We start from the raw sequence: 26815 nt of genomic DNA on the forward strand, positions 1-26815 counted from the left end.
AACGTGGTGTCACATCTCTCACATGATCCCCTGCCGACCCACACATCACCCACGCCGAGGACTCACGCTGCCCGCGCACCGTCTTCCCCGTCTCCCCGGCCGAGTCGCCATACCGGCACTACCCGAGCAGCCGCGTGTCCCGCGTCCGCCGGCCGGCCTGGGGGACTTCAACGACGCGCCCGCCGACCAGGCCGTGCGCGCCCTGCTGTGCTGCCTGCGCAGCCTGCGCTGGGCGCGCCGCATCGCCGACCACCGTCCGTATCCCACGCTGGACGCCCTGCTGGCCGCGTCCGACGAGGCCGCCTACGACCTCGCGCCCACCGACCTGGCCGAGGCCCTGACCGCGGAGACCCTGCCTCCGCTGCCCGACGACACCTACGGGGCGGCGCACACGGCCCTGACCGCGGCGAACGCGGCCTATGAGGCTCGCTTCGGACACACGTTCGTCATCTGCCTGGACGGAGTCCCGCCGCAGGAGACGCTGGATCACGTTCTGGAAGCCATCCGGTCACGATTGGCCAACGACCCGGAGGAGGAGCGGGTGGTGGCGGCGGAGGAACTCCGGCGCCTGGCAAGGGAACGTTTGTGCGACACCCTCAGGGGCGCGGGCAACTGCGCGAGCAGCCACTGACGACCCGCATCCGGCAAACAGGTACAAACCGCCCATCTCAGTGGCCCCACTAGCCCACCCGTACCTCTTTGAGTGCCACTTTGATCACACCGAGGGACCCCGGCGAGGCCCAGCGCCAGCGCGTCGCTACGATGCTGGGGGCCGGTGGACCGTACCCGGCCGGGCCCGACCGACACCGAAGCCGGCGCGGCCCCAACCCCCGCTCCCGGAGGAAACTTCCGTGCCGGCTGGAACGCTGTACCGCGGCCGGGAAGGAATGTGGTCCTGGGTGGCTCACCGAGTCACCGGCGTCCTCATTTTCTTCTTCCTGTTCGTTCACGTGCTGGACACCGCTCTCGTGCGTGTCTCCCCCGAGGACTACGACAAGGTCGTAGCCACCTACAAGACGCCGATCGTCGCCTGCCTTGAGTACGGTCTCGTCGCCGCCATCCTCTTCCACGCGCTCAACGGCCTCCGCGTCATCGCCGTCGACTTCTGGTCCAAGGGCCCGCGCTACCAGAAGCAGATGCTCTGGACCGTCGTGGGCATCTGGGTCGTGCTGATGCTCGGGGCGGTCTACCCCGTCCTCGGCCACGCCGCTCGTGTTCTGTTCGGGAGCTGACGCGCATGTCCACCACTGAAACCACCGCTGCCGGTATCGGCCCGGTCGAGGGCGGAGCCGTCTACTCCGTCGACAACCCGGCGCCCTTCATCGAGGCCCCTCGCAAGCGCACCAAGAAGACCCCGAAGTCGACCCGGGGCAACTTCGAGATGGCGGCCTGGCTCTTCATGCGCCTGTCCGGCGTCGTGCTCGTCGTCCTGGTCCTCGGCCACCTGCTGATCCAGCTCGTGCTGGACGGCGGCGTGTCCAAGATCGGCTTCGCCTTCGTGGCCGGCCGCTGGGCCTCGCCGTTCTGGCAGGTCTGGGACCTGCTGATGCTGTGGCTGGCGATGCTGCACGGCGCGAACGGCCTGCGCACGGTCATCAACGACTACGCGGAGCGCGCGAACACCCGCCTGTGGCTCAAGGGCCTGCTCTACACCGCCACGGTGTTCACCATCCTGCTGGGCACGCTGGTGATCTTCACCTTCGACCCGAACATCCGCTAGGCACGGGGCTGCGAGAATCATGAAGATCCACAAGTACGACACCGTCATCGTCGGCGCCGGTGGCGCCGGTATGCGGGCCGCCATCGAGGCGACCAAGCGCAGCCGCACGGCCGTCCTGACGAAGCTCTACCCGACCCGCTCCCACACGGGCGCCGCGCAGGGCGGCATGGCCGCCGCGCTGGCGAACGTGGAGGAGGACAACTGGGAGTGGCACACCTTCGACACGGTCAAGGGCGGTGACTACCTGGTCGACCAGGACGCCGCCGAGATCCTGGCGAAGGAGGCCATCGACTCCGTCCTCGACCTGGAGAAGATGGGCCTGCCGTTCAACCGGACCCCGAACGGCACCATCGACCAGCGCCGCTTCGGCGGTCACTCCCGCAACCACGGCGAGGCGCCGGTCCGCCGCTCCTGCTACGCGGCCGACCGCACCGGCCACATGATCCTCCAGACGCTGTACCAGAACTGCGTCAAGGAGGGCGTGGAGTTCTTCAACGAGTTCTACGTCCTGGACCAGCTGATCACCGAGGTCGACGGCGTCAAGCGCTCGGCCGGCGTCGTGGCGTACGAGCTGGCCACCGGCGAGATCCACGTCTTCCAGGCGAAGTCCGTGATCTACGCCTCCGGCGGCTGCGGCAAGTTCTTCAAGGTGACGTCCAACGCGCACACTCTGACCGGTGACGGCCAGGCCGCGGTGTACCGCAGGGGCATCCCGCTGGAGGACATGGAGTTCTTCCAGTTCCACCCGACCGGCATCTGGCGCATGGGCATCCTGCTCACCGAGGGTGCCCGCGGTGAGGGCGGCATCCTGCGCAACAAGGACGGCGAGCGCTTCATGGAGAAGTACGCTCCCGTCATGAAGGACCTGGCGTCCCGTGACGTCGTGTCCCGCTCCATCTACACCGAGATCCGTGAGGGCCGCGGCTGCGGTCCCGAGGGCGACCACGTCTACCTGGACCTCACCCACCTCCCGCCGGAGCAGCTGGACGCGAAGCTGCCCGACATCACGGAGTTCGCGCGGACCTACCTCGGTATCGAGCCGTACACGGACCCGATCCCGATCCAGCCGACCGCGCACTACGCCATGGGCGGCATCCCGACGAACGTCGAGGGTGAGGTCCTCGCGGACAACACCACCGTCGTCCCCGGCCTGTACGCCGCCGGCGAGGTGGCCTGCGTGTCCGTCCACGGCGCCAACCGCCTGGGCACCAACTCGCTGCTGGACATCAACGTCTTCGGCAAGCGTGCGGGCATCGCCGCCGCGGAGTACGCCCAGAAGGCGGACTACGTCGACCTGCCGGACAACCCGGAGTCCCTCGTCGTGGAGCAGATCGAGCGTCTGCGCACCTCGACGGGCACCGAGCGGGTGGCGGAGCTGCGGCGCGAGCTGCAGGAGACCATGGACGCCAACGTCATGGTCTTCCGCACCGAGCAGACGATCAAGACGGCCGTCGAGAAGATCGCCGAGCTGCGTGAGCGCTACAAGAACGTGGCGATCCAGGACAAGGGCAAGCGGTTCAACACGGACCTGCTGGAGGCCATCGAGCTGGGCAACCTGCTCGACCTGGCCGAGGTCATGGCCGTGTCCGCGCTGGCCCGCAAGGAGTCCCGCGGCGGTCACTACCGCGAGGACTACCCGAACCGCGACGACGTCAACTTCATGCGCCACACCATGGCGTACCGCGAGGTCGGCGCCGACGGGACCGAGTCCATCCGTCTCGACTACAAGCCGGTCGTCCAGACCCGCTACCAGCCGATGGAGCGTAAGTACTGATGGCTACCCCTGTTCTGGACAAGGTCGAGGCGGAGTCCGCGGCCTCCCCGTACATCACGGTCACCTTCCGGGTCCGCCGGTTCAACCCGGAGATCTCGGCCGAGGCGACCTGGGAAGACTTCCAGCTGGAGATCGACCCGAAGGAGCGCGTCCTCGACGGTCTCCACAAGATCAAGTGGGACCTGGACGGCACGCTGACCTTCCGCCGCTCCTGCGCCCACGGCATCTGCGGCTCCGACGCGATGCGGATCAACGGCAAGAACCGCCTGGCGTGCAAGACGCTGATCAAGGACATCAACCCGGAGAAGCCGATCACGGTCGAGCCCATCAAGGGCCTGACGGTCCTGAAGGACCTCGTGGTCGACATGGAGCCGTTCTTCCAGGCTTACCGGGACGTGATGCCCTTCCTGATCACGAAGGACACCAACGAGCCGACGCGTGAGCGTCTGCAGTCCGCCGAGGACCGCGAGCGCTTCGACGACACCACGAAGTGCATCCTGTGCGCCGCGTGCACGTCGTCCTGCCCGGTCTTCTGGAACGACGGCCAGTACTTCGGCCCGGCGGCCATCGTCAACGCGCACCGCTTCATCTTCGACTCGCGTGACGAGGCCGGCGAGCAGCGTCTGGAGATCCTGAACGACAAGGACGGCGTCTGGCGCTGCCGCACGACGTTCAACTGCACGGACGCCTGCCCGCGCGGCATCGAGGTCACGAAGGCGATCCAGGAAGTGAAGCGCGCGCTCATCACGCGCCGCTTCTGAGCTTCGCGCAGCCCGGAGAGGGCCCCGCGTCCCGGTGACATCACCGGGAAGCGGGGCCATCTGCGTGTTCGGGCCGGGCGCGTGTATCGCGGGCGTATCGAAAATCGCATACGACGCCGCAACAGCCCTCCGTCTGCAATGGGGGCATGAGCCATCACGCGCCTGTGCCCGCACCGCCCCGCCGCACGCTCCGGATCGTTCTCCTCGGCCTGGCGGCCCTCGCCCTGGCGAGCGCCCTGTTCGTCGTGCGGCGGCCGCTCATGATGTCTGCTCCGATGTGCATGGCCGGGCGATGGCACGGCTGCTACGACACCTTCAACGGTGTGGTGCTGATGACGTTGGTCGCGCTGCCGCTGTCCGCGCTGGTGGTGTGGGTTCTGGCGCGCCGTCGGCGAGCCGCCGGCGTCACCCGTCCGTGGCGGACGTCGCTGGCCGAGGTGGGCATGGTCCACGGGACGCTGCCGTTCCTGTGGCTGACGATGATGCCGGGCGGCGGGGCCGGGGTCGTGCCCGCCCGGGTGAGCCTGGTGCCGCTGCGGGACCTGGTCACGATGGGGACGCTCGGCATCGTCGGCAACCTGCTGGGCCTAGCGTGGCTGGGGTTCTTCGCCCCGGTGCGCTTCGCGGCGCTGGCGTCCGTCCCGCGGATCCTGGCGCTCGGGGCGGGCTGCTCGGCCCTGGTCGAGACCGCGCAGTACGTGCTGCGGCTGGACAGGGTGTCCTCCGTGGACGACGTGCTGGTCAACACCGCCGGTGCCGTGCTGGCCGCGCTGGCGTCGCGCCGCTGGTGGCGCAGCGGCGCGCAGGCGCCTGCGGACCGCTCTCGCCCCGCGGCGGCGCCCGCCGGCTGAGCCGCGTGCCCGGTGCCCGCGTCGTGCATACGTCGGCGATATGACGCCCTGCTTACGCTTCGGGCATGCGCGTACTGATCGTGGAGGACGAGCCCCACCTGGCCGAAGCCGTCCGTGACGGTCTGCGCCTGGAGGCGATCGCCGCCGACATCGCCGGCGACGGCGACTCCGCCCTGGAACTGCTCGGCGTCAACTCCTACGACCTCGTGGTCCTCGACCGCGACATCCCCGGCCCCTCCGGCGACGAGGTCGCCCGGCGCATCGTCGCCTCCGGCAGCGGCCTGCCGATCCTCATGCTCACCGCCGCCGACCGGATCGACGACAAGGCGTCCGGGTTCGAGCTGGGCGCCGACGACTACCTCACGAAGCCGTTCGACCTGCGCGAGCTCGTCCTGCGGCTGAGGGCGCTCGACCGCAGACGCGCGTACGCCCGGCCCCCGGTCCGCGAGATCGCGGGCCTGCGCCTCGACCCCTTCCGCCGGGAGGTCTTCCGCGACGGACGCCATGTCGCGCTCACCCGAAAGCAGTTCGCCGTGCTGGACGTCCTCGTCGCCGCCGAGGGCGGGGTCGTCAGCGCCGAAGAACTGCTGGAGCGGGCCTGGGACGCGAACGCCGACCCCCTCACCAACGCCGTGCGCATCACCGTCTCCGCACTGCGCAAACGGCTCGGCGAACCCTGGATCATCGCCACGGTGCCGGGTGTCGGCTACCGCATCGACGCCGGCCCCGACGTCACCCGCGCGGACGGTCCGCGTGCCTAGGGCCTGTCGTTCGGATCAGGCCGGCTGTGAGGTGCGGTGTCCCCCGGCCGACCCGAGCGGGGTCCGGTGCGCACAGTCGCACCGGCCGACAGGCCCTAGGCGCCCGGGGCTCAGCGTCCGGCTGAAGCTCACGCTCAGCTACGCGGGGTTCCTCGCGGTCGCCGGTGCTCTCCTGCTGGCCGTGGTGTGGATGTTCCTGCTGCGCTACGTGCCCGACAACCCGCAGGGTCTTCTCGGGATCTCGCCCAACCGCTATCTCCTCGTGCACACCTTCGCTCCCGCCGCGGCCGTGGCGATGGCCTTCCTGCTGGTGTTCGGCCTCGTCGGGGGGTGGCTCCTCGCCGGGCGGATGCTCGCGCCCCTCGCGCAGATCACGGACGCGGCACGGAGGGCCGGGAAGGGCTCGCTGTCCCACCGGATCCGCATGAAGGGCCGCCAGGACGAATTCCGCGAACTGTCCGACGTCTTCGACTCGATGCTCCAGCAACTGGAGTCCCACGTCGCCGAACAGCAGCGGTTCGCCGCGAACGCCTCCCACGAGCTGCGCACCCCGCTGGCGATCTCGCGCACCCTGCTCGACGTCGCCCGCAAGGACCCCGCGCGGGGCCGCGACGAACTCATCGAACGCCTGCACACCGCCAACACCCGCGCTATCGACCTCACCGAGGCCCTCCTGCTGCTCAGCCGGGGCGAGGGCGGGAACTTCAGCCGCGAGAGGGTCGACCTCTCCCTCATCGCCGAGGAAGCCGCCGAGACGCTGCTTCCCCTCGCCGAACAGCGCCGGATCACGCTCGAGGTCACCGGTGGGGCGGCCCCGGCCTGCGGTTCGGCGGAGCTGCTGCTGCGCATGGTGACGAACCTCGTCCAGAACGCCGTCGTCCACAACCTCCCCGCCGGTGGCAGCGTGACGGTCCGCACCGAGACGGTGGGTCACACGAGCGTGCTGCGGGTCGAGAACACGGGCCACCGGCTCGCCGCGGACCTGGTACCGACGCTCACCGAGCCCTTCCGGCGCGGAACGGAACGCGTCCGCTCCGACGAGCACGCCGGCGTCGGCCTCGGCCTGGCCATCGTGCACAGCATCGTCCGCGCCCACGATGGAACCCTCGCCCTGGTTCCCCGGTCCGCCGGCGGTCTCCTCGTCACCGTCCGCCTTCCCGGCGCCCCGTAGGCACCGCGCCGGCCGGCGGAAGCACGCGGCACCCTCGGGCGTTTTTGTCGGGTTTGGCCTGAGATGCGCTCTAATCTGACGACATGTCTGACGAAGAGTCGTACGAGCTGCTCGGGTTCGACAACGTGTTGTTGCCGGTCGGGGAGCTCGGGGAAGCCGTCGAGTTCTACGAGCGGGCCGGGTTCGTCGTCGGGTTCCGGCTGGACGAGGCCGGGATCGCGCTGCTGAAGGTCGGCGGGGAGACACCGGGCGTGCTGCTGCGGCAGGAGGACGCGCTGGGCTACCGGTCGCCCGCGTGGGCCGCCCCGCGGGTGTGGGTGGAGGTGCCCGACGCCCGGCTCGCCGCGCTGCGGCTCGTCGGGGCCGGGATCACGCCGCTGGAGATGCCCTTCGCGGTGGCCACCGGGTGGACCGTCGAGATCGCCGACCCCTGGGGCAATGTCATCGGGTTCACGGACTACACCAAGCGGCCCGAGCTGGCCCGCCGGAGCTAGGACCCGCCCGGCGGATCACGCCGGCGTCGCGGGGCCCGATGCTCGAACAGGTGAGTTGAACGCGTTCAAAAACAGGTCTACAGTCATCCCTGTCAGCGTTTTGAACGCGTTCAAGAAGGGGTGGGGCATGGACCGCACCGTCATCGCCTACGTCATCTACCTGGTCGTCAGCATCGGGCTGACCGTCTGGGTGGCCCGGACCCTCAGCCGCAACGGGCGGGTCTTCCTGTCCGACGTCCTGCACGGCAACGAGAAGCTCGCCGACGCCGTCAACCACCTCCTGGTCGTCGGCTTCTACCTGGTCAACCTCGGCTTCGTCGCCCTCTACCTGAGCGGTGACGACACCATCGCGGACACCCGCGGCATCTTCGAGGCCCTGTCCACCAAGCTCGGTGTGGTCCTGCTCGTGCTCGGCGTGATGCACCTGGGCAACGTGTACGTGCTCAACCGGATCCGGCGCCGCGGGATGATGGAGCGCGAGCAGATGCCGCCGGTGCCGCCGCAGGGCTGGGTGGCGCCGACCACCGGAGCGTGACCGCCGTGACCGGCACACCGGCAGCGGCACCGGCACCGGCACTGCGCGGGCTCACCGTCCTGTACGACGCCCAGTGCTCCCTGTGCACGTTCCTGCGGGACTGGCTCACGCGGCAGCCGCAGCTGGTGCCGCTGGAGCTGGTCCCCGCCGGGTCGGACGAGGCCCGGCGGCGCTTCCCGGGTCTCGACCACGGGGCCACCCTGGAGGAGGTCACCGTCGTCGGCGACGGCGGCCAGGTCTACCGGGACACCGCCGCCTGGATCGTCGTCCTGTGGGCCCTGCGTGAGCACCGCCCCCTCGCCCACCGGCTCAGCACCCCGGCAGGCGCGAAACTCGCCCGGGGCGCCGTGCTCGCCGCCGCGAAATGGCGGGGCCGGCAGGAAGGGTGGGGCGGGCGGACGTACCGCAGGGGCGACGGATGGTCGTACGAACCCGGGGCGGGCTGGACGTACAACCCACCCGGCTGTGACGACGGCGCCTGCGCCACTGACTAGGCTCTGGTGTCGTGCCCGCCAAGAACGACAGCCCGCATGAGGGCCCCGTGACCCCGAAGTCCGAGAAGTCCGAGCAGACCCGTGCGCTGATCCTGGAGACGGCGATGCGGCTGTTCCAGGAGCGGGGCTACGACAAGACCACCATGCGGGCCATCGCCCAGGAGGCCGGTGTCTCCGTCGGCAACGCCTACTACTACTTCGCCGGCAAGGAGCACCTGATCCAGGGCTTCTACGACCGGATCGCCGCCGAGCACCAGGCGGCGGTCCGCGGCGTCCTGGAGCGCGAGAGCGACTTCGAGGCGCGGCTCGCGGGCGTGCTGCGGACCTGGCTGGACGTGGCGGCGCCGTACCACGAGTTCGCGGTGCAGTTCTTCAAGAACGCCGCCGACCCGGACAGCCCGCTGAGCCCCTTCTCGCAGGAGTCGGAGCACGCGCGCGAGGAGGCGATCAGCGTCCACCGGGAGGTGCTGCGCGGGGCGAGGAAGACGAAGGTGCCCGAGGAACTGCGGGACGCCCTGCCCGAGTTGATGTGGCTGGCGCAGATGGGGCTCGTGCTGTACTGGATCTTCGACCGGACCCCGGGGCGCGAGCGCAGCTACCGGCTCGCCGAGCGGGGCGCGCGCATCACCGCGCGGGGCGTGGCGCTGGCCCGCTTCCGGGTGCTGCGCCCGCTGGTGCGCGAGGTCCACGAGCTGTTCACGGACTTCCTGCCGGGCATGACGAAGATGCTGCCCGCGCCGGCCCCCACGCCCGCGCCGGCGGACCAGGACCCCGACCGGGACCGGTGATCCCGGCCCGGCCGGGCGCCCGTCAGCCTGCCGTCAGATCCACGTCAGCTGCCACAGCCGGAACACGCCGTTGCCGTCGGACAGGTACTGGCCGCCGCTGACGTCCACGTTCGTGACCACGTACTCCTTGCTCTGCCACAGCGGGATCACCGGCACGTCGTCGGCGACCTGGGTCTGCAGGCGGCGGAAGTCCTGGGCGGAACGGCTGCGGTCGGCGTACTGCTGCGAGGAGCGGATCAGCGCGTCGACCGTCTTGTCGCTGTAGCCGGTGTTCATGGTGGCGTCACTGCCGACGAGCGGGCCCGTGAAGGTGTCCGGGTCGGGATAGTCGGCGACCCAGCCGACGGCGTACGCGTCGAGCTTGCCGGTCGCCCAGTGCTTCTGGAAGTCGGTCCACTCGTAGCCCTTGACGTCGACCTGGAACAGACCGCTCGCCTCCAGTTGCCGCTTGAGCTCCTTCGCCTCCTGCTCGGCGGCGCCGCTGCCGATGCCGTAGCCGTAGGTGAAGCGGACCGGCAGGCTGACCCCGGCCCGGGTGAGCAGCGCCCGCGCCTTGGCGGTGTTCTGCTTGGGGTAGCTGTCGAAGAACGACGCGGTGTGGCCGATGATGCCGGTCGGGATCAGCGAGTACAGCGGCTCGACGGTGCCGTCGTAGACGTCGCCGGCGAGCTGTTCGCGGTTGACCAGCCAGGCCACGGCCTGGCGCACGCGCGCGTCGTGCAGCGGGGCGCCCTTGTGGGTGTTGAAGTACAGGTTGCGGGTCTCGGAGCTGTCGGCCTCGAAGACGCGCTGGCCGGGGTCGCTGGCGCTGAGCCCGGCCAGCACGTCCGGCGGCAGCTGGCGGGTGGCGACGTCGACCTGCTTGGCCTTCCAGGCGTTGTGCAGAGCCACCGGGTCCTTGTAGTAGCGCAGCTCGATGGGTGTGCCGGTGCTCTTGATGGCGCCCCGGTAGCGGGAGTTCGGCTTCAGCACGGCCTTGCCGCCCTTGGTGTACGACGCCAGCTCGTACGGCCCGGTGCCGTCGGCGGCGGTGCCTTCGCGCAGCTTGCCGGCCGGGTACTGCTCGGCGTCGACGATGGAACCGGCGCCGGTGGCCACCTTGAACGGGAACGTGGCGTCCGGGGACGACAGATGGAAGGTGACCGTGCGGCCCTCGGCGTCCACCGAGGCGAGCGTGGACAGCAAGGACCCCGGACCGACATCGGAGTTGATCTTCTTGATGCGGTCGAAGGAGAACTTCACGTCCTTCGCGCTCACCTCGCGGCCGCTGGGGAACGTCAGGCCGTCCCGTAGTTCACAGCGGTAGGTGCGCAGGCTGCCCGCGACGAAGGCGCAGCTCTCGGCCGCGTCCGGCACGGGTTGCGTACCGCCGGGCTCATAGGTCAGCAGCGACTGGAAGACGTTGCTGAACAGAGCCCAGGAACCGGCGTCGTAGGCGCCGGCCGGGTCGAGCGACGTGATGGTGTCCGTCGTACCGACCACGATCGTCTTGTTCTTGTTTCCCTGTGACGGCAGCATCTGCCAGCCGGCCACACCGGCGGCCGCCAGGACGAGTACGGCCGCCAGGACGCGCATGCGAAGTGATCGCATGGTGGTGTTGCCCTCCCACGGGCCCGTTCCGGGCCCCCTGTGCACGTGCCACTCCCCCAAGTGGCGGCCACTCCCCTATTAGTGGCGCGGCTCAATTAATCACAGGAGTTTCATGCAGCGGAAGAGGATTTGGTTGATTCGTGAAGGTTCGCTCAGGCCCGCCGTGACGCCAGTTCGACGACCGTGATGTCCGAGGGGGCGCCGACGCGGGTCGGCGGGCCCCAGGCACCGGCGCCCCGGCTGACGTACAGCTGCGTGTCGCCGTAGCGCTCCAGACCGGCCACGGTCGGGTTGGCGGCAGCGGCGAGGAGGTTGCCGGGCCAGAGCTGGCCGCCGTGGGTGTGGCCGGAGAGCTGGAGGTCGACGCCGTGCCGGACGGCCTCGTGGATCTGCACCGGCTGGTGGGCGAGCAGCACGCACGCGCGCGTGGTGTCCCGGTCGCCGAGGGCGCGGGTGAAGTCCGGGCCGTGGCCCTCGCTCTCGCCCTGGACGTCGTTGACGCCGGCGAGGTCGAACCAGGGCATCTCGGTGCGGGCGTTCTCCAGGGGGTGCAGGCCGAGCCGCCGCACCTCCTCGACCCACTGCTCGGCGCCGGAGAAGTACTCGTGGTTGCCGGTGACGAAGTACGCGCCGTGCCGGGCCTGAAGCCGGGCGAGCGGGGCCGCGGCCGGGCCGAGGTCCTTGACGCTGCCGTCGACGAGGTCGCCGACGACCGCGATCAGGTCGGGCTGGGTGGCGTTGATCGTGTCGACGACCTTCTGCGCGAAGCCACGGCCCAGGATCGGGCCGAGGTGGATGTCGCTGACCACGGCGATCCGGTAACCGTGCGCGGCGCGCGGCAGCTTGGCCAGCGGCACCGTGACGCGCTTCACACTCGGCCCGCGCAGCACGCCATAAGTGCCGTATCCGACGGTGCCGGCGGCCGCGACGGCCGCCGCTCCGGCGACGAAGCGGGAGACGACCAGGCGGCGGGAGGGGTCGGTGACGGGCACGGGCGGCTGCGGCGGATCGGCGGGTTCCGCGCTCGCGCCCGCGGGGACGGGTTCCGGTCGCGGTACGGCCGTCCCGCGCCGCCGCGGCAGCCGCAGGAGCAGCGGCCGCAGCAGCTCGCCCGCGAGGACGGCCAGCAGCAGGTAGACCGACAGGGCCAGCCACAGGAAGCCCGGCCAGGCGAGGACGCGCTGCAGCCAGAAGGGGGCGCCGGTGCGTTCGGCGACGAGCGCGCCGACGGCGAGCGCCCAGCCGCCCCCGATCAGGGCCGCGCCCAGGCGGCGGGCGCGGCCGGGGCCCGTGGTCGTGTCGCGGAACAGGCGCCGCCACACGTACCAGTTGGCCGACACCGCGGCGGCGAGCACGAGCAGCGCCACGAGCGCGAAGACGATGACCACCGTGTCGTGTCCCCCGTTGGTGTGCGGCGTGGGTGTCCGGTTCCGGACGGTCGGCTATGACGTGCGGCGCAGTGCGCGCACTCCACGCAACCCGATGACCCCGATGGCCGTCCCCAATACGAAGGAAACGACCGCGAGCAGCAGGTGCACCCAGAAGTACGCCGTCGGACGACCGTCGTCGAAGGCGAGCCCGCTGCTGTCCTTGATCAAGTTCTTGATGAAAGTGACCCAGATGACGAGGCTCCACACCCCGAAGGCGAGCAGGAACCACGAGACCCGGCGGCTGAGCTTCATCCCTCCAGTATCGCCGCCGGATGTCCGGTTCCGTGTCCGGGGTGGGGGGCGGGGCGGGACTTCGACGGGCGCGGGAGGTACGTTCTGCGTCGTGCCCGCTCACCGCAGGACCGGCAGGCGATCCCTGCTGGTCACCTCCGCGACCCTGTTGTCCCTCGCCCTGACCGCGCCGGCGGCCCTCGCGGCCCCGTCTCCCCCGCCGAGCCCGTCGGCCACACCCCCGGCGTCCATGTCCCAGGTGGGCGGCGCGCAACTCGGCCGGCCGGGTACGCAGGTCAACCTGGCCGCCGGGGTCCCGGTGCTGCCCAAGGACGTCACCGCGCGCTCCTGGATCGTCGCCGACGCCGAGTCGGGTGAGGTACTGGCCGCGCACAACGCGCACTGGCGGCTGGCGCCGGCGAGCACGATGAAGATGCTGTTCGCGGACACGGTGCTGCCGAAGTTCCCCGCCTCCACGCAGCACAAGGTGGTGCCGAGCGACCTGGCGGGGATGGGCGCCGGCTCGAGCCTGGTCGGGATAAAGGAGAACGAGACCTACACGGTCCACGACCTGTGGCTCGGTGTCTTCCTGCGCTCCGGCAACGACGCGGTGCACGTGCTGTCGTCGATGAACGGCGGCGTCGAGGCCACCGTGAAGGAGATGAACCAGCACGCCGAGGAACTCCAGGCGCTCGACACGCATGTGGTCAGCCCGGACGGTTACGACGCTCCCGGGCAGGTGTCCTCGGCCTACGACCTGACGCTGTTCGCCCGTTCCGGACTGCAGAAGAAGGACTTCCGCGAGTACTGCTCGACGGTGAAGGCCGCGTTCCCGGGTGAGACGAAGAAGGACAAGTCGGGCAAAGTGGTCCGCCAGCCCTTCGAGATCCAGAACACCAACCGCCTGCTGAGCGGCACCGACCACGACGTCCCCGTCTACCAGGGCATCGCGGGCGTGAAGAACGGCAACACCACCAACGCGGGCGCCACCTTCACCGGTGTCGCCGAGCGGGGCGGTCATGTGCTGCTCGTCACGGTGATGCACCCGGAGAAGAGCGAGCACAACGAGGTCTACAAGGAGACCGCGCGGCTGTTCGACTGGGGCTTCCAGGCGGCCGGGAAGGTGCAGCCGGTGGGTGAGCTGGTGGCGCCCAGGAGCGTCGGCGGCGACGCCCAGCCCGGTGCGACGGCCTCCTCCGGCACGTCGGGCGGCACCGCCTCGGGCGGGGCCTCCGGCGGCAGGGCGGCGGCGAGCGCGGCGACCGCGAGCGGCTCCAGCGGGATGGGGATCGCGCTCGGTATCGCCGGTGGGGCGCTGGCGCTGCTGGGCGGCGGCGCGTTCGTCGTCAACCGCCGTTGGCCGGTGGGGCGTCGGCGCTGATCCCCTCCTCCCTCCCCTCCTCCTCCTCGACGGCGACGCCCTCCTCCTTGGTGCGCGTCGCCGTCCACGCGGCGCAGTACAGCAGCAGCTTGCAGGTGAGGTTGATCCACATCAGCAGGGCGACGGGGATGCCGAACGCGCCGTACATGCTCTTCGCGGCGACGCCCTGGATGTAGCCGCTGAGCAGCAGCTTGAGCAGTTCGAAGCCGACCGCGCCGAGCAGGGCGGCGACGACCAGGCGGCGACGCGCGGGCTCCACGCCGGGCAGCAGGGTGAGCACGTACAGCAGGAGCAGGAAGTCGGCGAGGACGGCCACGGCGAACGCGGCGACACGCAGCAGGGCGCTGCCCCAGCCGTGCTCGTCGAGTCCGGCCTGGCCGGCGATCCAGTCGACGGCGGCGGAGGCGACGACGGAGACGGCGAGCGTGGCGAGCACCGCCCCGCCGAAACCGAGCAGGATGCCGCCGTCCTTGGCCTTGTTCAGCAGGGGGTTCTCCGTGCTGTCCGGCAGCTCCCACACCGCCCGCAGGCAGTCCCGCATCTGGCCGACCCAGTTGATGCCGATGAACAGCAGCACCGCGCCGGCGATGAGGCCGACGGTGCCCGCGTTGTTCACCAGGCCCTGGATGTCGAGCTGGTCGGAGATGCCCGGGACCTGCTGGGCGATCTTGTTCTCGAGGGTCTTCTGCCGGTCGGCGCCGAGGGTGGCGGCGGCCACCGCGGCGACGACGGTGAGCAGCGGGAAGAGCGAGACGAAGCTGACGAACGTCATCGCGGCGGCCAGCCGTGTCCACTTCACACGGTCCAACCGCTCGTACGACCGCCACGCGTGCGTCACCATCAGCCGCTTCAGGGGCGGTCCGATGACGGGGAGTCCTGTCAGCCATTCCATGCTCGTGATCTCCCCTTGCCACGGCCCGCTGATGCACGGCCGTTGTCTCACTTATCACCCGTTTCGTGCAGAGTCGGAATGTTAGTAAACCAACGCCGCATATCGTGTCGATAGCGTCTTTTCATGGCAACCGACACCGTGCCCGTCACCGGGTGGGGCCGCACCGCCCCCACCACCGCCCGGCTGATCCGCCCCCGCGACTACGCGCAGGCCGTGGCCGCCGTCCGGGACTGCGGGGTCCGCGGAGGCATCGCGCGCGGGCTGGGCCGGGCGTACGGGGACGCCGCGCAGAACGCCGGCGGCCGCGTGTTCGACATGACGGGCCTGGACCGCGTCCATGTCGTGGACGCCGACGACGGAACCGTGCTGTGCGACGCGGGAGTCTCCCTGCACCGGCTGATGGAGGTGGTGCTGCCGCTCGGCTGGTTCGTCCCGGTGGTCCCCGGCACCCGCCGGGTGACGGTCGGCGGGGCGATCGCCGGTGACGTGCACGGCAGCGACCACCCCGTAGCGGGCGCCTTCTCCCGCCATGTGCTGTCCTTCGAACTCCTCACCGCCGACGGCACCGTGCACACCGTCCCCCACGGCACCCAGCTGTTCGATGCGACCACCGGCGGTCTGGGCCTGACCGGTGTGATCCTCACGGTCACGCTCCGGCTGCTGCCCGTCGAGACGGCCCTGATGTCGGTCGGCACCGAACGCGCGCGTGACCTCGACGAGGTGATGGCCCGCCTGGCGAACGCCGCCCGGCGCCACCGCCACGCCGCCGCCCGTATCGACCTGCTCGCCCGCGGCGCGGCCACCGGCCGGGGCATCGTCACCCACGCCGACCACGCGCCCGCGGCCGCCCTGCGCCCGGGCACCCGCGCATGGCAGGAACCGCTGGCCTTCCGCCCCCGCCGGCTGCCCGCCCCGCCCGCCTTCGTCCCCACGGGACTGCTCGGCCGTACCACCGCCGCGCTGGCCGGAGAGCTGCGGCACCGCAGGGCGGCACGCGCGCGTACCGAACTGCGACCGATCAGCGCCTTCTTCCACCCCCTGGACGGCGTCCCGCACTGGAACCGCGTCTACGGGCGCGGCGGGCTCGTGCACTACCAGTGCCTCCTCGGATACGGCGAGGAGGACACCCTGCGCCGGATCGTGCGCCGCCTCGCCGCACACCGCTGCCCGTCCTTCCCGGCCGTGCTCAAGCGCTTCGGGGAGAGCGGGCCCGGCTGGCTGTCCTTCCCGGCGCCCGGCTGGAGCCTCGCCCTGGACCTCCCGGCGCACCTGCCCGGCCTCGCCGCCCTCCTCGACGGCCTGGACGAGGAGGTCGCCGCGGCGGGCGGCCGGGTCTGCCTCGCCAAGGACGCCCGGCTGCGCCCGGACCTGCCCACCGCGATGTACCCCCGCCTGGCCGACTTCCGCCGGCTGCGCGCGGAGCTGGACCCGGGCGGGGTGTTCACCTCGGACCTCGCCCGCCGCCTCGGTCTGTGACCACCGCCCGTGACACCCAGGAGCCATTCATGAAGGACGCCTTCGGCCTCCCCCAGTCCCTGCTCGTCCTCGGCGGCACGTCCGAGATCGCGCTGGCCACCGCGCGCCGGCTGATCGCCCGCCGCACCCGCACCGTGTGGCTGGCCGGGCGCCCCTCACCCGGTCTTGAGCGGGCCGCCGAGAGCCTGCGCGCCCTCGGCGCCGACGTGCGCACCGTCGCCTTCGACGCGCTCGACCCCGAGGCCCACGAGACGGTCCTCGGCAAGGTGTTCGCGGAGGGCGACATCGACCTGGTGCTGCTCGCCTTCGGCGTGCCCGGCGACCAGGCGCGCGACGAACGCGAGCCGTCCGCCGCGGTGCGCGTCGCGCAGACCAACTACACCGGCGCCCTCAGCGCCGGCCTGGTCAGCGCCCGCGCCTTGCAGGGCCAGGGCCACGGCTCGCTCGTCGTGCTGTCCTCCGTGGCCGGCGAGCGGGCCCGCCGCTCGGACTTCATCTACGGCTCCAGCAAGGCCGGCCTGGACGCCTTCGCGCAGGGCCTCGGCGACGCGCTGCACGGCACCGGCGTGCACGTCATGGTCGTACGCCCCGGGAGTGTGCGGACGCCGCAGGCGGACGGGCGGGAGGAGACACCGCTCGCGACGACGCCGGAGGCGGTCGCCGCCGCCATCGAACTCGGCCTGCGCCGCCGCTCGGAGACGGTGTGGGTACCGGGCGCCCTGCGGGTGGTGATGACGGCGCTGCGGCATCTGCCGCGAGCCGTGTTCCGCCGGCTGCCGCTCTAGCCGGGGGCCTGCCAGGGCCCTAGCGCAGGGAACCCTGTTCCACGCTGCCGGCCTGGGGCGGGACCACCGCGCCGCCGAAGGTGAACTCGCGCAGCTTGCGCCACACGCCGTCGGCGCCCTGTTCGTAGAGGGCGAAGCCGGTGCAGGACCAGTCGGCCGCGTAGCCGGCGAGTTCCGCGTAGGCGCGGTCCATGGCGGCGTCGTCGATGCCGTGCGCCACCGTGACGTGCGGGTGGTAGGGGAACTGCAGCTCCCGCTCGACAGGACCGGAGGAGTCCCTGACCTGCTGCTGGATCCGCGTGCACTCCTGGGCGCCCTCGACGACCTTCACGTACACGACCGGGGACAGCGGGCGGAAGGTGCCCGTGCCCTCCAGCCGCATCGGGAAGGGGCGGCCGGCCGCGGCGACCCGGGTGAGGTGGGCCTCGACGTCCGGCAGGGCCGAGGCGTCCACCTCGGTCGGCGGCAGCAGTGTGACGTGCGTGGGGATGCCGTGGGCGGCGGCGTCACCGAAGCCCGCGCGCAGCTGTTGGAGCAGGCTGCCGTGAGGCTCCGGGACCGCGATCGACACGCCGATCGTTACGGTCCCCACGTCGTCTCCTGTCGTCGTGCTGTCCCGGCGGGTCCGGGGCAGGGGTGGCTGCCGCGGCAGCCGTCGGTTATCGACTGTACGGCTGCCGCCGCGGTGTTGGGCGGGTGCGGACGTGTGCTGTACGGCTCACCGCGCAGGGTGAGCCGCCGTACCGTCCGCGCTCGGGTGTCGTGCCGGCCGGGTCAGTGCTTGGCCGGCAGGAATCCGACCTTGTCGTAGGCCTGCGCCAGCGTCTCCGCGGCCACGGCACGCGCCTTCTCCGCGCCCTTGGCGAGGATCGAGTCCAGCGTCTCCGGGTCGTCCAGGTAACTCTGGGTGCGCTCCCGGAACGGCGTCACGAACTCGACCATGACCTCGGCGAGGTCCGTCTTGAGCGCGCCGTAGCCCTTGCCGTCGTACTTCTCCTCCAGCTCGGCGACACCCGAGCCGGTGAGGGTCGAATAGATGCTGAGGAGGTTGCTCACGCCCGGCTTGTTCTCCGGGTCGAAGCGGATCACGGTGTCGGTGTCGGTGACCGCGCTCTTGACCTTCTTCGCCGTCGTCTTCGGCTCGTCGAGGAGGTTGATGAGCCCCTTCGGCGTGGACGCCGACTTGCTCATCTTGATCGACGGGTCCTGAAGGTCGTAGATCTTGGCCGTCTCCTTGAGGATGTACGGCCTCGGCACGGTGAAGGTCTCGCCGAAGCGGCCGTTGAAGCGCTCGGCGAGGTCGCGGGTCAGCTCGATGTGCTGGCGCTGGTCCTCACCGACCGGCACCTCGTGCGCCTGGTACAGCAGGATGTCGGCGACCTGGAGGATCGGGTACGTGAACAGGCCGACGGAGGCGCGGTCGGCGCCCTGCTTGGCGGACTTGTCCTTGAACTGGGTCATGCGGGAGGCCTCGCCGAAGCCGGTGAGGCAGTTCATGACCCAGGCGAGCTGGGCGTGCTCGGGCACGTGGCTCTGCACGAAGAGGGTGCAGCGGTCCGGGTCCAGGCCGGCGGCGAGCAGCTGGGCGGCGGCGAGGCGGGTGTTGGCGCGCAGGTCCGCCGGATCCTGCGGGACCGTGATCGCGTGCAGGTCCACGACCATGTAGAAGGCGTCGTGGGACTCCTGGAGGGCCACCCACTGGCGCACGGCGCCGAGGTAGTTGCCGAGGTGGAACGAGCCGGCGGTGGGCTGGATGCCGGACAGCACGCGAAGAGCACGCGGCGTGGCGGAGCCACTCCCCTGAGGGTGGTGGTGGGCGACGGACGGGCGATCAGAGGCCATGGGCCCATTCTCTCAGAGCGGGAGGGTCGAACAGGAACTGGTCGGAAACAGCTGCGAACCGAATCTTCGCGCGCCGTGTAACAAGATCGTCCTCCGGTGAGACGGAGGCCACAGCGCGCGGCACCCGGCCGGCGGGGAGCACCGGCCGGAATGGGGCGAGACACCCCTCCTATGCCTGCGCGGCGGCCAGGGCCGCGGTGCGTTCCTCGCCCTTGCGGCGGGCCCGCTTGCCGTAGAGGGCCGTCCACAGGGCGAGGGCGCCGAGCACGCCGTAGATCAGGACCGGGCTCAGGGAGACCATGGTGTCGGTGCTGAGCGTGCAGGCCAGCGCGATGCGGACCACGGCCTCCAGGCAGTAGGCCACGCCCCAGACCGTCGTCATGGTCCGCATGGTCGAGCGGAAGCCCTCGAACTCCCACAGGCCGTTCCACCAGGCGGTGCTCTCGGGCGTGCCGTCGGTGGCGAACTTGCGGCCGAAGTAGAACATCAGCGGGCGCTGCGCCGCCAGCGTGACCAGGCACAACAGCCCGAACAGCCCGGTGACGACCGAGTCCTTGATCAGCAGGGACAGGGCCGAGTGGGGGCCGACGACCGACACCACAGCTGTGATCACCAGGAACACCAGGGTCACCAGGGCGAACTCGTCGAGGCGGCGCCGCCAGGCGAGGTGGACGGCGCTGTCGAGGACCGGCCAGGCACCGCTCGCGAGCAGCGCGGCGAACTCGCTCCAGCCGTGGTCGCGCAGGGCGTTGTAGGTGAGGATCGGGGCGGCCACGTTGAGCCCGATGGTGAGGGCCCAGCCGCCCAGCGCGGCGCCCCGGGACCGGGCGGGCGGCGCGGGGCGGTCCCCTGCCGCTGCCGCCGGGGTGTCCGGCGCGGTGGGAGCGGCTGGTGCGGACGTGGCGTCGTGAGCGGTCATCGTTCCCCCGGTGCGTGTGTGTGAAGGCGGCCGACGGCCGCTGGTGAAAGCCTCCCGGTGCCGCGGGTCAGTGCGGTACGGCGGGTGCTGGGTGCGCTGCGCCGGGCCGGAAGCGGGCCTGATCATTCACGACCACGATCCGCTTGCGCAACAGGTGGCGGAGCCTCCGCCTGTGACAAGAGGGGGACACCGGCGGGCCGGGCGGTGTACCAGAGGGGGAACGGGGCTCGGGGCGGCCGGGAGCGGATGAGCGGGTGGGGGCGGGATGCGACGGCGACGGGGCGGGTTGCGGCAACTGGCGGCTCTTTCAGGGCTGTTCGTGACGCTGCCGGCGCCGGGGACCGCACTCGTGGCGCCGCCGGCTCCCATGGGGCATCCCGTCGGGCATCCCGTGGCGCGGGCCGGTGCCGGGCCCGAGGAGCCCGACGTGGCCGTGGTCGTCACGGCCGGCGCCGGGCGCACCGAGGCGTGGCATGCCGGGGAGGCCGGCTCCGACCGGCTGCGCGGTCTGCTCGAGCCGGCCGTACGGCGGTACGGAGCGGATGCCCGAGGCGTGGACCCAGAGGCGGTATCCGGCGGCGCGGTTCACGGTGCTGTGGGGGCCGACCGGGGTCGGGGGCCGGCCGCAGACGCGGCGGGCGCCCGGCGGCGACGTGGCGATGCTGCGCCAAAACCACATGTTCCTGGCACCGGACGGCTCGCCGTGGGTGCGGACCGGTTCCTGGCACCGGACGGCACGCTGTGGGTGCGGACCGATCCGGCGCCGGACCTGCCGGACCACGACATCCGCCGGCACCGCGCGCCGCGCCCGGTGTACGACCGGCCGACGGGCGCCGGCTTCCCCGGGCTCGGCGCCGCTCCGGCCGCCGGTCGCGAGGGGTATGCGCGCGAGGGCGCGGGGTGGGCGGCCGCGGGGCTTGCCGTCGGGGTCGCCGGGACGCTGCTGATACGCCGCGCTGCGGCCCGGCAGTGTGCCGGGCCGCCGCGGGACGAGCCTCGTCAGGAGCTGATCGACCGGTGAGCCCCCGGTGGGGGTCAGCCCAGGTCGATCTCCGGGTAGAGCGGGAAGCCGGCCACGAGGTCGGTGGCGCGACGGGAGATCTCGTCGGAGATCTTCGCGTCCAGGACGTGGGCCGCCTTCGAGGGCGCGCCGGACTTGGTGGTGCCGGGCTCGGCGGCCGTCAGGACGCGGTCGATCAGACCGGCGACCTCGTCCATCTCGGCGGTGCCGAGGCCACGGGTGGTGAGCGCCGGGGTGCCGATGCGGATGCCGGAGGTGTACCAGGCGCCGTTCGGGTCGGCCGGGATCGCGTTGCGGTTGGTGACGATGCCGGAGTCGAGCAGGGCCTGCTCGGCCTGGCGGCCGGTGAGACCGTAGGAGCCGGCGACGTCGATCAGGTTGAGGTGGTTGTCCGTGCCGCCCGTGACCAGGGTGGCACCGCGGCGCATCAGGCCCTCGGCGAGCGCGCGGGAGTTGTCGACGATCCGCTGGGCGTAGTCCTGGAACGCGGGCTGCCGCGCCTCGGCGAGAGCGACGGCCTTGGCGGCCATGACGTGCGGCAGGGGACCGCCGAGGACCATCGGGCACCCGCGGTCGACCTGGTCCTTGAGCGAGTCGTCGCACAGGACCATGCCGCCGCGCGGGCCGCGCAGGGACTTGTGCGTGGTGGTCGTGACGATCTGGGCGTGCGGGACCGGGTCGAAGTCGCCGGTGAGGACCTTGCCGGCGACGAGGCCCGCGAAGTGCGCCATGTCGACCATGAGGGTCGCACCGACCTCGTCGGCGATCTCGCGCATGATCCGGAAGTTCACCAGACGGGGGTACGCGGAGTAGCCGGCGACGATGATCAGCGGCTTGAACTCGCGGGCCTGGGCGCGCAGGGCCTCGTAGTCGATGAGACCGGTGGCCGGGTCGGTGCCGTAGGACCGCTGGTCGAACATCTTTCCGGAGATGTTGGGGCGGAAGCCGTGGGTGAGGTGGCCGCCGGCGTCCAGGGACATGCCGAGCATGCGCTGGTTGCCGAAGGCCTGGCGCAGCTCGGCCCAGTCGGCGTCGGTGAGGTCGTTGATCTGCCGGACGCCGGTCTTCTGCAGGAAGGGCGCCTCGACGCGGTCGGCGAGGACGGCCCAGAACGCGACGAGGTTGGCGTCGATGCCGGAGTGCGGCTGGACATAGGCGTGCCGGGCGCCGAAGAGTTCGCGGGCGTGCTCGGCGGCGAGGGACTCGACGGTGTCGACGTTGCGGCAGCCGGCGTAGAAGCGGCGGCCCACGGTGCCCTCGGCGTACTTGTCGCTGAACCAGTTGCCCATCGCGAGCAGGGTGGCCGGGGAGGCGTAGTTCTCCGAGGCGATCAGCTTGAGCATCTCGCGCTGGTCGGCGACCTCCTGACGGATGGCGTCGGCGACCCGCGGTTCGACGGCGCGGATGACGTCGAGGGCCGCGCGGTAGGCGGTGGACTCGGTGGAGAGGGGACCGTTCTCGGCCATCGGGGACCTCCGGACGTGGTGGGTACGGCGTTCACGGTTCGGCCCAGGCGCACGGCACAGCTTTCGCAGGGGCCGCTCCCCGATGGTCCATCCCATCCCAGCGCGCCAGTCACGGCCCGCTGCCAGCCTACCGGGCGTGTCGGACGGCCGGGCGGGGCCGTCCACCATGCGGGCTAAAGGATCACGTGCGGCAGGAAGCGGGCGTACTCGTCGGTGATCAGGCCGGAGGACTCGCGGATACCGAGGCCGGCCGCCTCGTCCTCGACGACCCAGGCGCCGAGGACGACGTGGTTGCCGTCGAACGCGGGCAGCGGGGCGAGCTGCTGGTAGCAGCAGGGTTCGTCGCGGACTTCGGGTGCGCTGCCCGGCTCGTGGACCGTCACCCCGTCGCCCTCGCGGCCGAGCAGCGGCTTGGCGACCCAGCCGGGGCCGGCGGCCAGTTCGCGGGGGCCGTCGAGGTAGGCGGGCAGGAGGTTGGGGTGACCGGGGTACAGCTCCCACAGGATCGCCAGCAGCGCCTTGTTGCTCAGCAGCATCTTCCACGCGGGCTCGATCCACAGGGTGGAGCCGGTGCCGCCGCCGTTGTCGAGGGTGCCGAGGACATGGTCGGCGAAGCGGTCGGTGGTGAGCCACTCCCAGGGGTAGAGCTTGAAGATGCTGCGGATGAAGCGGAGCCGGTTGTCGACGAAGCGGCCCGACAGCGGGTCCCAGCCGATCTCCTCCATCGAGATCCAGTCGGTCTCCAGACCGGCCTGCTCGGCGGTCTCCTTGAGGTAGGCGACCGTCATCAGGTCCTCGCCGAGTTCGTCGGCGGCGGAGTGCGCGAAGTACAGGGGGCTGCCCGGGGGCAGCAGCTTCGCCTGCTTGCGCCAGGCGGCGACCAGGCGTTCATGGAGGGAGTTCCACTGGTCGGCGCCGGGGAAGCGGTCCTCCATCCAGAACCACTGCGGGGACGCCGCCTCCACCAGGGAGGTGGGCGTGTCGGCGTTGTACTCCAGCAGTCTGGCGGGGCCGGTGCCGTCGTAGCGCAGGTCGAACCGCCCGTAGAGCGAAGGCAGTTCGGCGCGGCGGTGCCATGCCTCGGTGACCGCTGCGGCGACGCGCGGGTCGGTGATGCCGAGGTCGGCGAGGCGGCCTTCGCCGACGATGTGGCCGGCGGCGGCCAGACACATGCGGTGCAGTTCCTCGACGGTCTCCTCCAGCGCCTCCACCTCGTCGAGGGAGAAGACGTAGTGGGCGCTCTCGTCCCAGTAGGGGCGCAGGGAGTCGTCGGGGTAGCGGGTGAGCGGGTAGATCAGGCCCTGCGCCTCCACGGTCTGCTGCCAGCCGGGGCGGGGTGCGACGGTACGGCGTTCCATGTGTCCTCGGCCCCCTCAGCCGCCGCCGCTGCCCTTGCCGCCACCGAAGCCGCCGCGGTCGACGCCGTCGCCGTGGCTGCCGCCGCTGCCGCCCGAACCGCCGCCGCCCTTGCGGGGCTTGGTGAAGGAGCCGCCGTCGACCCAGCCGCTCTTCTTCTTGCCGCCGTAGTACCAGGTGCCCGTGCCGGACTTGCAGTTCTTGTCGGAGACGACCTTGTAGCCCTTGAGGGCGTTGTAACTGTCGCGGTCCACGCAGCGCTTGTCCGGGTCCGAGGAGCAGGCGGTGAGGGCAGCAGCGAGCAGCCCCATCCCGCCGAGGACCACCGTGCCGGAGCGCAGTTGCCGCCGTGCGTCGGCCATGTCTTTCCCCCGTGGTTGCGGTTGGTTCTCCGTCGAAAGGATGTCTCGTTCTCGGCTGTCAGCCTAGAGACCGGTGAGAGGGGGCATGCAGGAGCCCCCGCCCCGGACCGCTCCCTTAGAGTCGCCTGATGCTCTTCGGAATGGTGTGCGCGCTCGGCGCGGCGGTCTGCTTCGGTACGGCGACGGTGTTGCAGGCGATCGCGGCGCGAGCGGCCGCCGCTCCGGGCCGCGGCGACGCGGCACTGCTGCTGCGGGCGGTGCGGCAGTGGCGGTACCTGGCGGGCCTCGGTCTGGACGGGGTCGGCTTCCTGCTGCAGATCGCGGCGCTGCGCTCGGTCCCGATCTACGCGGTCGGCGCGGCCCTCGCCGCGTCGCTTGCGGTGACGGCGGTGGCCGCGGCGCGGCTGCTGCGGACGCGGCTGAGCGGGGTGGAGTGGGCCGCGGTGGGGGTCGTGTGCGCGGGCCTGGCGATGCTGGGGCTGGCCTCGGGCACGGAGGGCGAGGACAGCGGACCGGCGGGGCTCGACTGGGCGATGCTCGCCACGGCGGCGGCGGTGCTGCTGCTGGGCGCGGCGGGCGGGCGGCTCGTCGGGCGGACGCGGGCGCTGCTGCTGGGGCTCGGGGCGGGCTTCGGCTTCGGGGTGGTGGAGGTGACGGTCCGGCTGATCGACTCCCTCGACCCGTTGGACCTGCTGCGGGACCCGGCGGCGTACGCCCTGCTGCTCGGCGGGGGCGCGGCGTTCCTGCTGCTGACGTCGGCCCTGCAACGGGGTTCGGTGACGACGAGCACGGCCGGCATAGTGATCGGTGAAACGGTGGGCCCAGCCCTCATCGGCGTGGTCTGGCTCGGCGACCGCACCCGCGAGGGCCTGGCCTGGCTGGCCGTCCTGGGGTTCGCGGTGGCAGTGGCCGGAGCCCTCGCCCTGGCCCGCTTCGGAGAGGCCCCGGAAACCGTCCCCGAGGAGGCATGAGCCGGGACTTGCTCCGGACGACCGGCGAGGCATGGACGGCCCGCCGAGGTCTCGGCCGCCTCCGCGAAGGCGGACACCGCCGGCCCACCGACCGCCGGCTTCGGCGGTCGGCGACGCCCGACACGGCCGCCCTGCCGGGGAGCAGGCGACCTGGGAGGGGCGCCCCGGCCACCCGGCGAGGGTTCGGCCGGTCCTCCGCGACTGCCGCTCCTCCGCGACGGCCGGCACGGGAGGTCCGCCGCCCGCTGACCGCGGCGGTGGCCGACACTGACCGGACGCCGCCTCACGGGCGTTGAGACGGTCCCCCCGTCCCCCGGCCACTCCCGCCGAGACCGCCGGTCAGGGCATCGCGCGGCACAGCGCCTCCAGGGTTCGGGGCCAGGTGTGGTCGGAGGGGGTGCCGTAGCCGACCACCAGGGCCTCGAGAGGGTCCGTGGTCGTGTCGGGGTGGCGGTAGTAGTCGAGGCCGGTGACGGCGAGACCCTGCCAGGCCGCGGCCTGCACCACCGCCTGCTCGGTGCCGGGCGGCAGCCGCAGTACGGCGTGCAGCCCGGCCGCGATGCCGGTGACGCAGACCTGCGGCGCGCGGGCGGCGAGCGCGGCGACCAGGGCGTCCCGGCGGCGCCGGTAGCGGAGCCGGGCGGCGCGGATGTGCCGGTCGTAGGCGCCGGAGGTGATGAACTCGGCCAGGGCGAGCTGGTCGAGGACGCCGGCGGAGCGGGCACCGCCGTACTCCAGGACCTCCGGCAGGAGCGACTCGGGGAGCACCATCCAGCCCAGCCGGAGGCCGGGCGCGAGGGACTTGCTGGCGGTGCCGAGGTAGACGACGTGGTCGGGGTCGAGGTCCTGGAGCGCGCCGACGGGCTGGCGGTCGTAGCGGAACTCGCCGTCGTAGTCGTCCTCAAGGATCAGTCCGCCGGTGCGCCGCGCCCATTCCACGGCGGCGGCGCGGCGCTCGGGCGGCAGGGCGCCCCCGAGCGGGAACTGGTGGGTGGGGTTCAGCAGCACCGCACCGGCGTCGCCGAGGGCGTCGATCCGGGGCCCGGCGTCGTCGTGGGGCAGCGGGACGGTGGTCAGACCGGTGCGGTGCAGCAGGTCCCAGTGCACGTCGAGGCCGTACGACTCGACGGTGAGGCTGCGCAGGCCGCGGCCGTGCAGGACCTCGGCGAGGAGTTTCAGGCCGCGGGCGAAGCCGTTGCAGACGACGATCCGGCCGGGGTCGGCGCGCACGCCCCGGGCGCGGGCGAGGTAGCCGGCGAGCGCGGTGCGCAGCTCGATGCGGCCACGCGGGTCGCCGTAGCCGAGGACGTCGTCGGGCGCGGCGGCCAGGGCGCGCCGGGCGGCCTTGAGCCACTCGGCTCGCGGGAAGGAGGAGAGGTCGGGCACGCCGGGGAGGAGGCTGTGCGTGGGCCGGCCGGGCTCACGGTGACGAGGTGCCGGGCGCTCCTGCGGACGCGGCACGGCGGCGTGCTCGGCGACCCGGGTGCCGGAGCCCTGCCGGGCGGTGAGCCAGCCCTCGGCGACGAGGTCGGCGTAGGCGTCGGCGACGGTGTTGCGCGCGATGCCGAGGTCGGCGGCGAGCGAGCGGGAGGAGGGCAGCCGGGTGCCGGGGGCGAGGCGTCCGCCGCGCACGGCCTCGCGCAGCGCGTCGGTCAGGCCCCGGCGCACGCCGGGACCGGACGGTTCCAGATGCAGGTCGACCCCGAAAGTGGCCCAAGGTTTTGCCATGGGAATGGACCATACC

General features: G+C 71.9%; 28 protein-coding genes and 1 riboswitch. Of the genes, 17 read left to right on the forward strand and 11 right to left on the reverse strand.

Going from position 1 to position 26815, the window contains the following annotated elements; genetic code table 11:
- Positions 1 to 22: 22 nt before the first annotated feature.
- The 12 genes from ACZ67Q_RS31745 (at position 23) to ACZ67Q_RS31800 (ending at position 9349) form a co-directional block, all read left to right on the forward strand.
- Positions 23 to 631: a 2-oxo-4-hydroxy-4-carboxy-5-ureidoimidazoline decarboxylase gene (locus ACZ67Q_RS31745; RefSeq protein ID WP_471189235.1), complete on the forward strand. Its 609-nt coding sequence runs from the start codon at positions 23 to 25 to the stop codon at positions 629 to 631.
- Between the two features lie 220 nt (positions 632 to 851).
- Complete coding sequence (sdhC, locus tag ACZ67Q_RS31750; RefSeq protein ID WP_471189237.1) at positions 852 to 1232, forward strand: succinate dehydrogenase, cytochrome b556 subunit; 381 nt, start codon at positions 852 to 854, stop codon at positions 1230 to 1232.
- A 5-nt stretch (positions 1233 to 1237) separates the two neighbouring features.
- Positions 1238 to 1720, forward strand: coding sequence for a succinate dehydrogenase hydrophobic membrane anchor subunit (locus ACZ67Q_RS31755; RefSeq protein ID WP_471189240.1), 483 nt, complete (start codon positions 1238 to 1240; stop codon positions 1718 to 1720).
- A 19-nt stretch (positions 1721 to 1739) separates the two neighbouring features.
- Positions 1740 to 3494, forward strand: coding sequence for a succinate dehydrogenase flavoprotein subunit (gene sdhA, locus ACZ67Q_RS31760; RefSeq protein WP_471189243.1), 1755 nt, complete (start codon positions 1740 to 1742; stop codon positions 3492 to 3494).
- Positions 3494 to 4255 (forward strand): succinate dehydrogenase iron-sulfur subunit, encoded by a 762-nt coding sequence (locus tag ACZ67Q_RS31765; protein ID WP_469811832.1) that lies wholly within the window; start codon positions 3494 to 3496, stop codon positions 4253 to 4255. The genes sdhA and ACZ67Q_RS31765 overlap by 1 nt, the downstream gene beginning before the upstream one ends.
- 146 nt (positions 4256 to 4401) lie before the next feature.
- Positions 4402 to 5106 (forward strand): VanZ family protein, encoded by a 705-nt coding sequence (locus ACZ67Q_RS31770; RefSeq protein WP_471189245.1) that lies wholly within the window; start codon positions 4402 to 4404, stop codon positions 5104 to 5106.
- Positions 5107 to 5171: 65 nt separating this feature from the next.
- On the forward strand, positions 5172 to 5867 hold the full coding sequence (locus tag ACZ67Q_RS31775) for a response regulator transcription factor (RefSeq protein WP_471189247.1): 696 nt from the start codon (positions 5172 to 5174) through the stop codon (positions 5865 to 5867).
- Positions 5868 to 6048: 181 nt separating this feature from the next.
- Positions 6049 to 7038, forward strand: coding sequence for a sensor histidine kinase (locus tag ACZ67Q_RS31780; protein ID WP_471189249.1), 990 nt, complete (start codon positions 6049 to 6051; stop codon positions 7036 to 7038).
- Between the two features lie 83 nt (positions 7039 to 7121).
- A complete protein-coding gene (locus tag ACZ67Q_RS31785; protein ID WP_471189252.1) occupies positions 7122 to 7532 on the forward strand; it encodes a VOC family protein in 411 nt (136 codons plus the stop codon).
- Positions 7533 to 7659: 127 nt separating this feature from the next.
- Complete coding sequence (locus tag ACZ67Q_RS31790; protein ID WP_471189254.1) at positions 7660 to 8067, forward strand: hypothetical protein; 408 nt, start codon at positions 7660 to 7662, stop codon at positions 8065 to 8067.
- On the forward strand, positions 8064 to 8561 hold the full coding sequence (locus ACZ67Q_RS31795) for a thiol-disulfide oxidoreductase DCC family protein (RefSeq protein WP_471189257.1): 498 nt from the start codon (positions 8064 to 8066) through the stop codon (positions 8559 to 8561). Before ACZ67Q_RS31790 ends, ACZ67Q_RS31795 begins: the two co-directional genes overlap by 4 nt.
- 11 nt (positions 8562 to 8572) lie before the next feature.
- A complete protein-coding gene (locus tag ACZ67Q_RS31800; protein WP_471189259.1) occupies positions 8573 to 9349 on the forward strand; it encodes a TetR family transcriptional regulator in 777 nt (258 codons plus the stop codon).
- Between the two features lie 33 nt (positions 9350 to 9382).
- Here the strand turns inward: ACZ67Q_RS31800 and ACZ67Q_RS31805 are convergent, their stop codons facing one another.
- From ACZ67Q_RS31805 to ACZ67Q_RS31815, 3 genes are all read right to left on the reverse strand, one after another.
- Positions 9383 to 10939: an ABC transporter substrate-binding protein gene (locus tag ACZ67Q_RS31805; protein WP_471189262.1), complete on the reverse strand. Its 1557-nt coding sequence runs from the start codon at positions 10937 to 10939 to the stop codon at positions 9383 to 9385.
- Between the two features lie 152 nt (positions 10940 to 11091).
- A complete protein-coding gene (locus ACZ67Q_RS31810) occupies positions 11092 to 12327 on the reverse strand; it encodes a metallophosphoesterase (protein WP_471189264.1) in 1236 nt (411 codons plus the stop codon).
- A gap of 54 nt (positions 12328 to 12381) precedes the next feature.
- Complete coding sequence (locus ACZ67Q_RS31815; RefSeq protein ID WP_471189267.1) at positions 12382 to 12621, reverse strand: SCO4848 family membrane protein; 240 nt, start codon at positions 12619 to 12621, stop codon at positions 12382 to 12384.
- 91 nt (positions 12622 to 12712) lie between these two features.
- Here ACZ67Q_RS31815 and ACZ67Q_RS31820 point away from each other — a divergent pair, with 91 nt between their 5' ends.
- The gene (locus tag ACZ67Q_RS31820) at positions 12713 to 13981 is read left to right on the forward strand and encodes a D-alanyl-D-alanine carboxypeptidase family protein (protein ID WP_471189269.1); all 1269 of its coding nucleotides are present in this window, start codon (positions 12713 to 12715) and stop codon (positions 13979 to 13981) included.
- Here ACZ67Q_RS31820 and ACZ67Q_RS31825 read toward each other — a convergent pair.
- Complete coding sequence (locus tag ACZ67Q_RS31825) at positions 13947 to 14873, reverse strand: YihY/virulence factor BrkB family protein (protein WP_471189272.1); 927 nt, start codon at positions 14871 to 14873, stop codon at positions 13947 to 13949. The genes ACZ67Q_RS31820 and ACZ67Q_RS31825 overlap by 35 nt on opposite strands.
- Before the next feature lie 123 nt (positions 14874 to 14996).
- Between ACZ67Q_RS31825 and ACZ67Q_RS31830 the strand changes: the two genes are divergently transcribed.
- Together ACZ67Q_RS31830 and ACZ67Q_RS31835 are read left to right on the forward strand one after the other, a co-directional pair.
- Entirely contained in the window at positions 14997 to 16349 is a 1353-nt protein-coding gene (locus ACZ67Q_RS31830; RefSeq protein WP_471189274.1) for an FAD-binding oxidoreductase, read from the forward strand.
- 29 nt (positions 16350 to 16378) lie between these two features.
- Positions 16379 to 17134, forward strand: a complete 756-nt coding sequence (locus ACZ67Q_RS31835; protein ID WP_471189277.1) for a decaprenylphospho-beta-D-erythro-pentofuranosid-2-ulose 2-reductase — start codon at positions 16379 to 16381, stop codon at positions 17132 to 17134.
- A gap of 19 nt (positions 17135 to 17153) precedes the next feature.
- Here the strand turns inward: ACZ67Q_RS31835 and ACZ67Q_RS31840 are convergent, their stop codons facing one another.
- From ACZ67Q_RS31840 to ACZ67Q_RS31850, 3 genes are all read right to left on the reverse strand, one after another.
- Positions 17154 to 17726, reverse strand: a complete 573-nt coding sequence (locus tag ACZ67Q_RS31840; RefSeq protein WP_471189279.1) for a 2'-5' RNA ligase family protein — start codon at positions 17724 to 17726, stop codon at positions 17154 to 17156.
- A 182-nt stretch (positions 17727 to 17908) separates the two neighbouring features.
- Positions 17909 to 18901: a tryptophan--tRNA ligase gene (trpS, locus tag ACZ67Q_RS31845; RefSeq protein WP_471189440.1), complete on the reverse strand. Its 993-nt coding sequence runs from the start codon at positions 18899 to 18901 to the stop codon at positions 17909 to 17911.
- Between the two features lie 244 nt (positions 18902 to 19145).
- On the reverse strand, positions 19146 to 19895 hold the full coding sequence (locus ACZ67Q_RS31850) for a VC0807 family protein (protein ID WP_471189281.1): 750 nt from the start codon (positions 19893 to 19895) through the stop codon (positions 19146 to 19148).
- A 703-nt stretch (positions 19896 to 20598) separates the two neighbouring features.
- Here ACZ67Q_RS31850 and ACZ67Q_RS31855 point away from each other — a divergent pair.
- Positions 20599 to 20916: a hypothetical protein gene (locus ACZ67Q_RS31855; RefSeq protein ID WP_471189284.1), complete on the forward strand. Its 318-nt coding sequence runs from the start codon at positions 20599 to 20601 to the stop codon at positions 20914 to 20916.
- A gap of 14 nt (positions 20917 to 20930) precedes the next feature.
- Here ACZ67Q_RS31855 and ACZ67Q_RS31860 read toward each other — a convergent pair whose 3' ends face one another.
- The 3 genes from ACZ67Q_RS31860 to ACZ67Q_RS31870 form a co-directional block, all read right to left on the reverse strand.
- Positions 20931 to 22382, reverse strand: coding sequence for a glycine hydroxymethyltransferase (locus tag ACZ67Q_RS31860; RefSeq protein ID WP_471189287.1), 1452 nt, complete (start codon positions 22380 to 22382; stop codon positions 20931 to 20933).
- A 34-nt stretch (positions 22383 to 22416) separates the two neighbouring features.
- Positions 22417 to 22505, reverse strand: a riboswitch (ZMP/ZTP riboswitch).
- Between the two features lie 50 nt (positions 22506 to 22555).
- Entirely contained in the window at positions 22556 to 23740 is a 1185-nt protein-coding gene (locus ACZ67Q_RS31865; protein WP_471189290.1) for a glutathionylspermidine synthase family protein, read from the reverse strand.
- Between the two features lie 15 nt (positions 23741 to 23755).
- Positions 23756 to 24100: a hypothetical protein gene (locus ACZ67Q_RS31870; protein WP_471189292.1), complete on the reverse strand. Its 345-nt coding sequence runs from the start codon at positions 24098 to 24100 to the stop codon at positions 23756 to 23758.
- A gap of 140 nt (positions 24101 to 24240) precedes the next feature.
- On the opposite strand from ACZ67Q_RS31870, the gene ACZ67Q_RS31875 reads away from it, so the two are divergent.
- Positions 24241 to 25071, forward strand: a complete 831-nt coding sequence (locus ACZ67Q_RS31875) for a DMT family transporter (RefSeq protein ID WP_471189442.1) — start codon at positions 24241 to 24243, stop codon at positions 25069 to 25071.
- A gap of 339 nt (positions 25072 to 25410) precedes the next feature.
- Here ACZ67Q_RS31875 and pdxR read toward each other — a convergent pair whose 3' ends face one another.
- On the reverse strand, positions 25411 to 26799 hold the full coding sequence (gene pdxR, locus ACZ67Q_RS31880; RefSeq protein WP_471189294.1) for a MocR-like pyridoxine biosynthesis transcription factor PdxR: 1389 nt from the start codon (positions 26797 to 26799) through the stop codon (positions 25411 to 25413).
- Positions 26800 to 26815: the final 16 nt, after the last annotated feature.

The organism is Streptomyces sp. NPDC036813, from assembly GCF_055609245.1.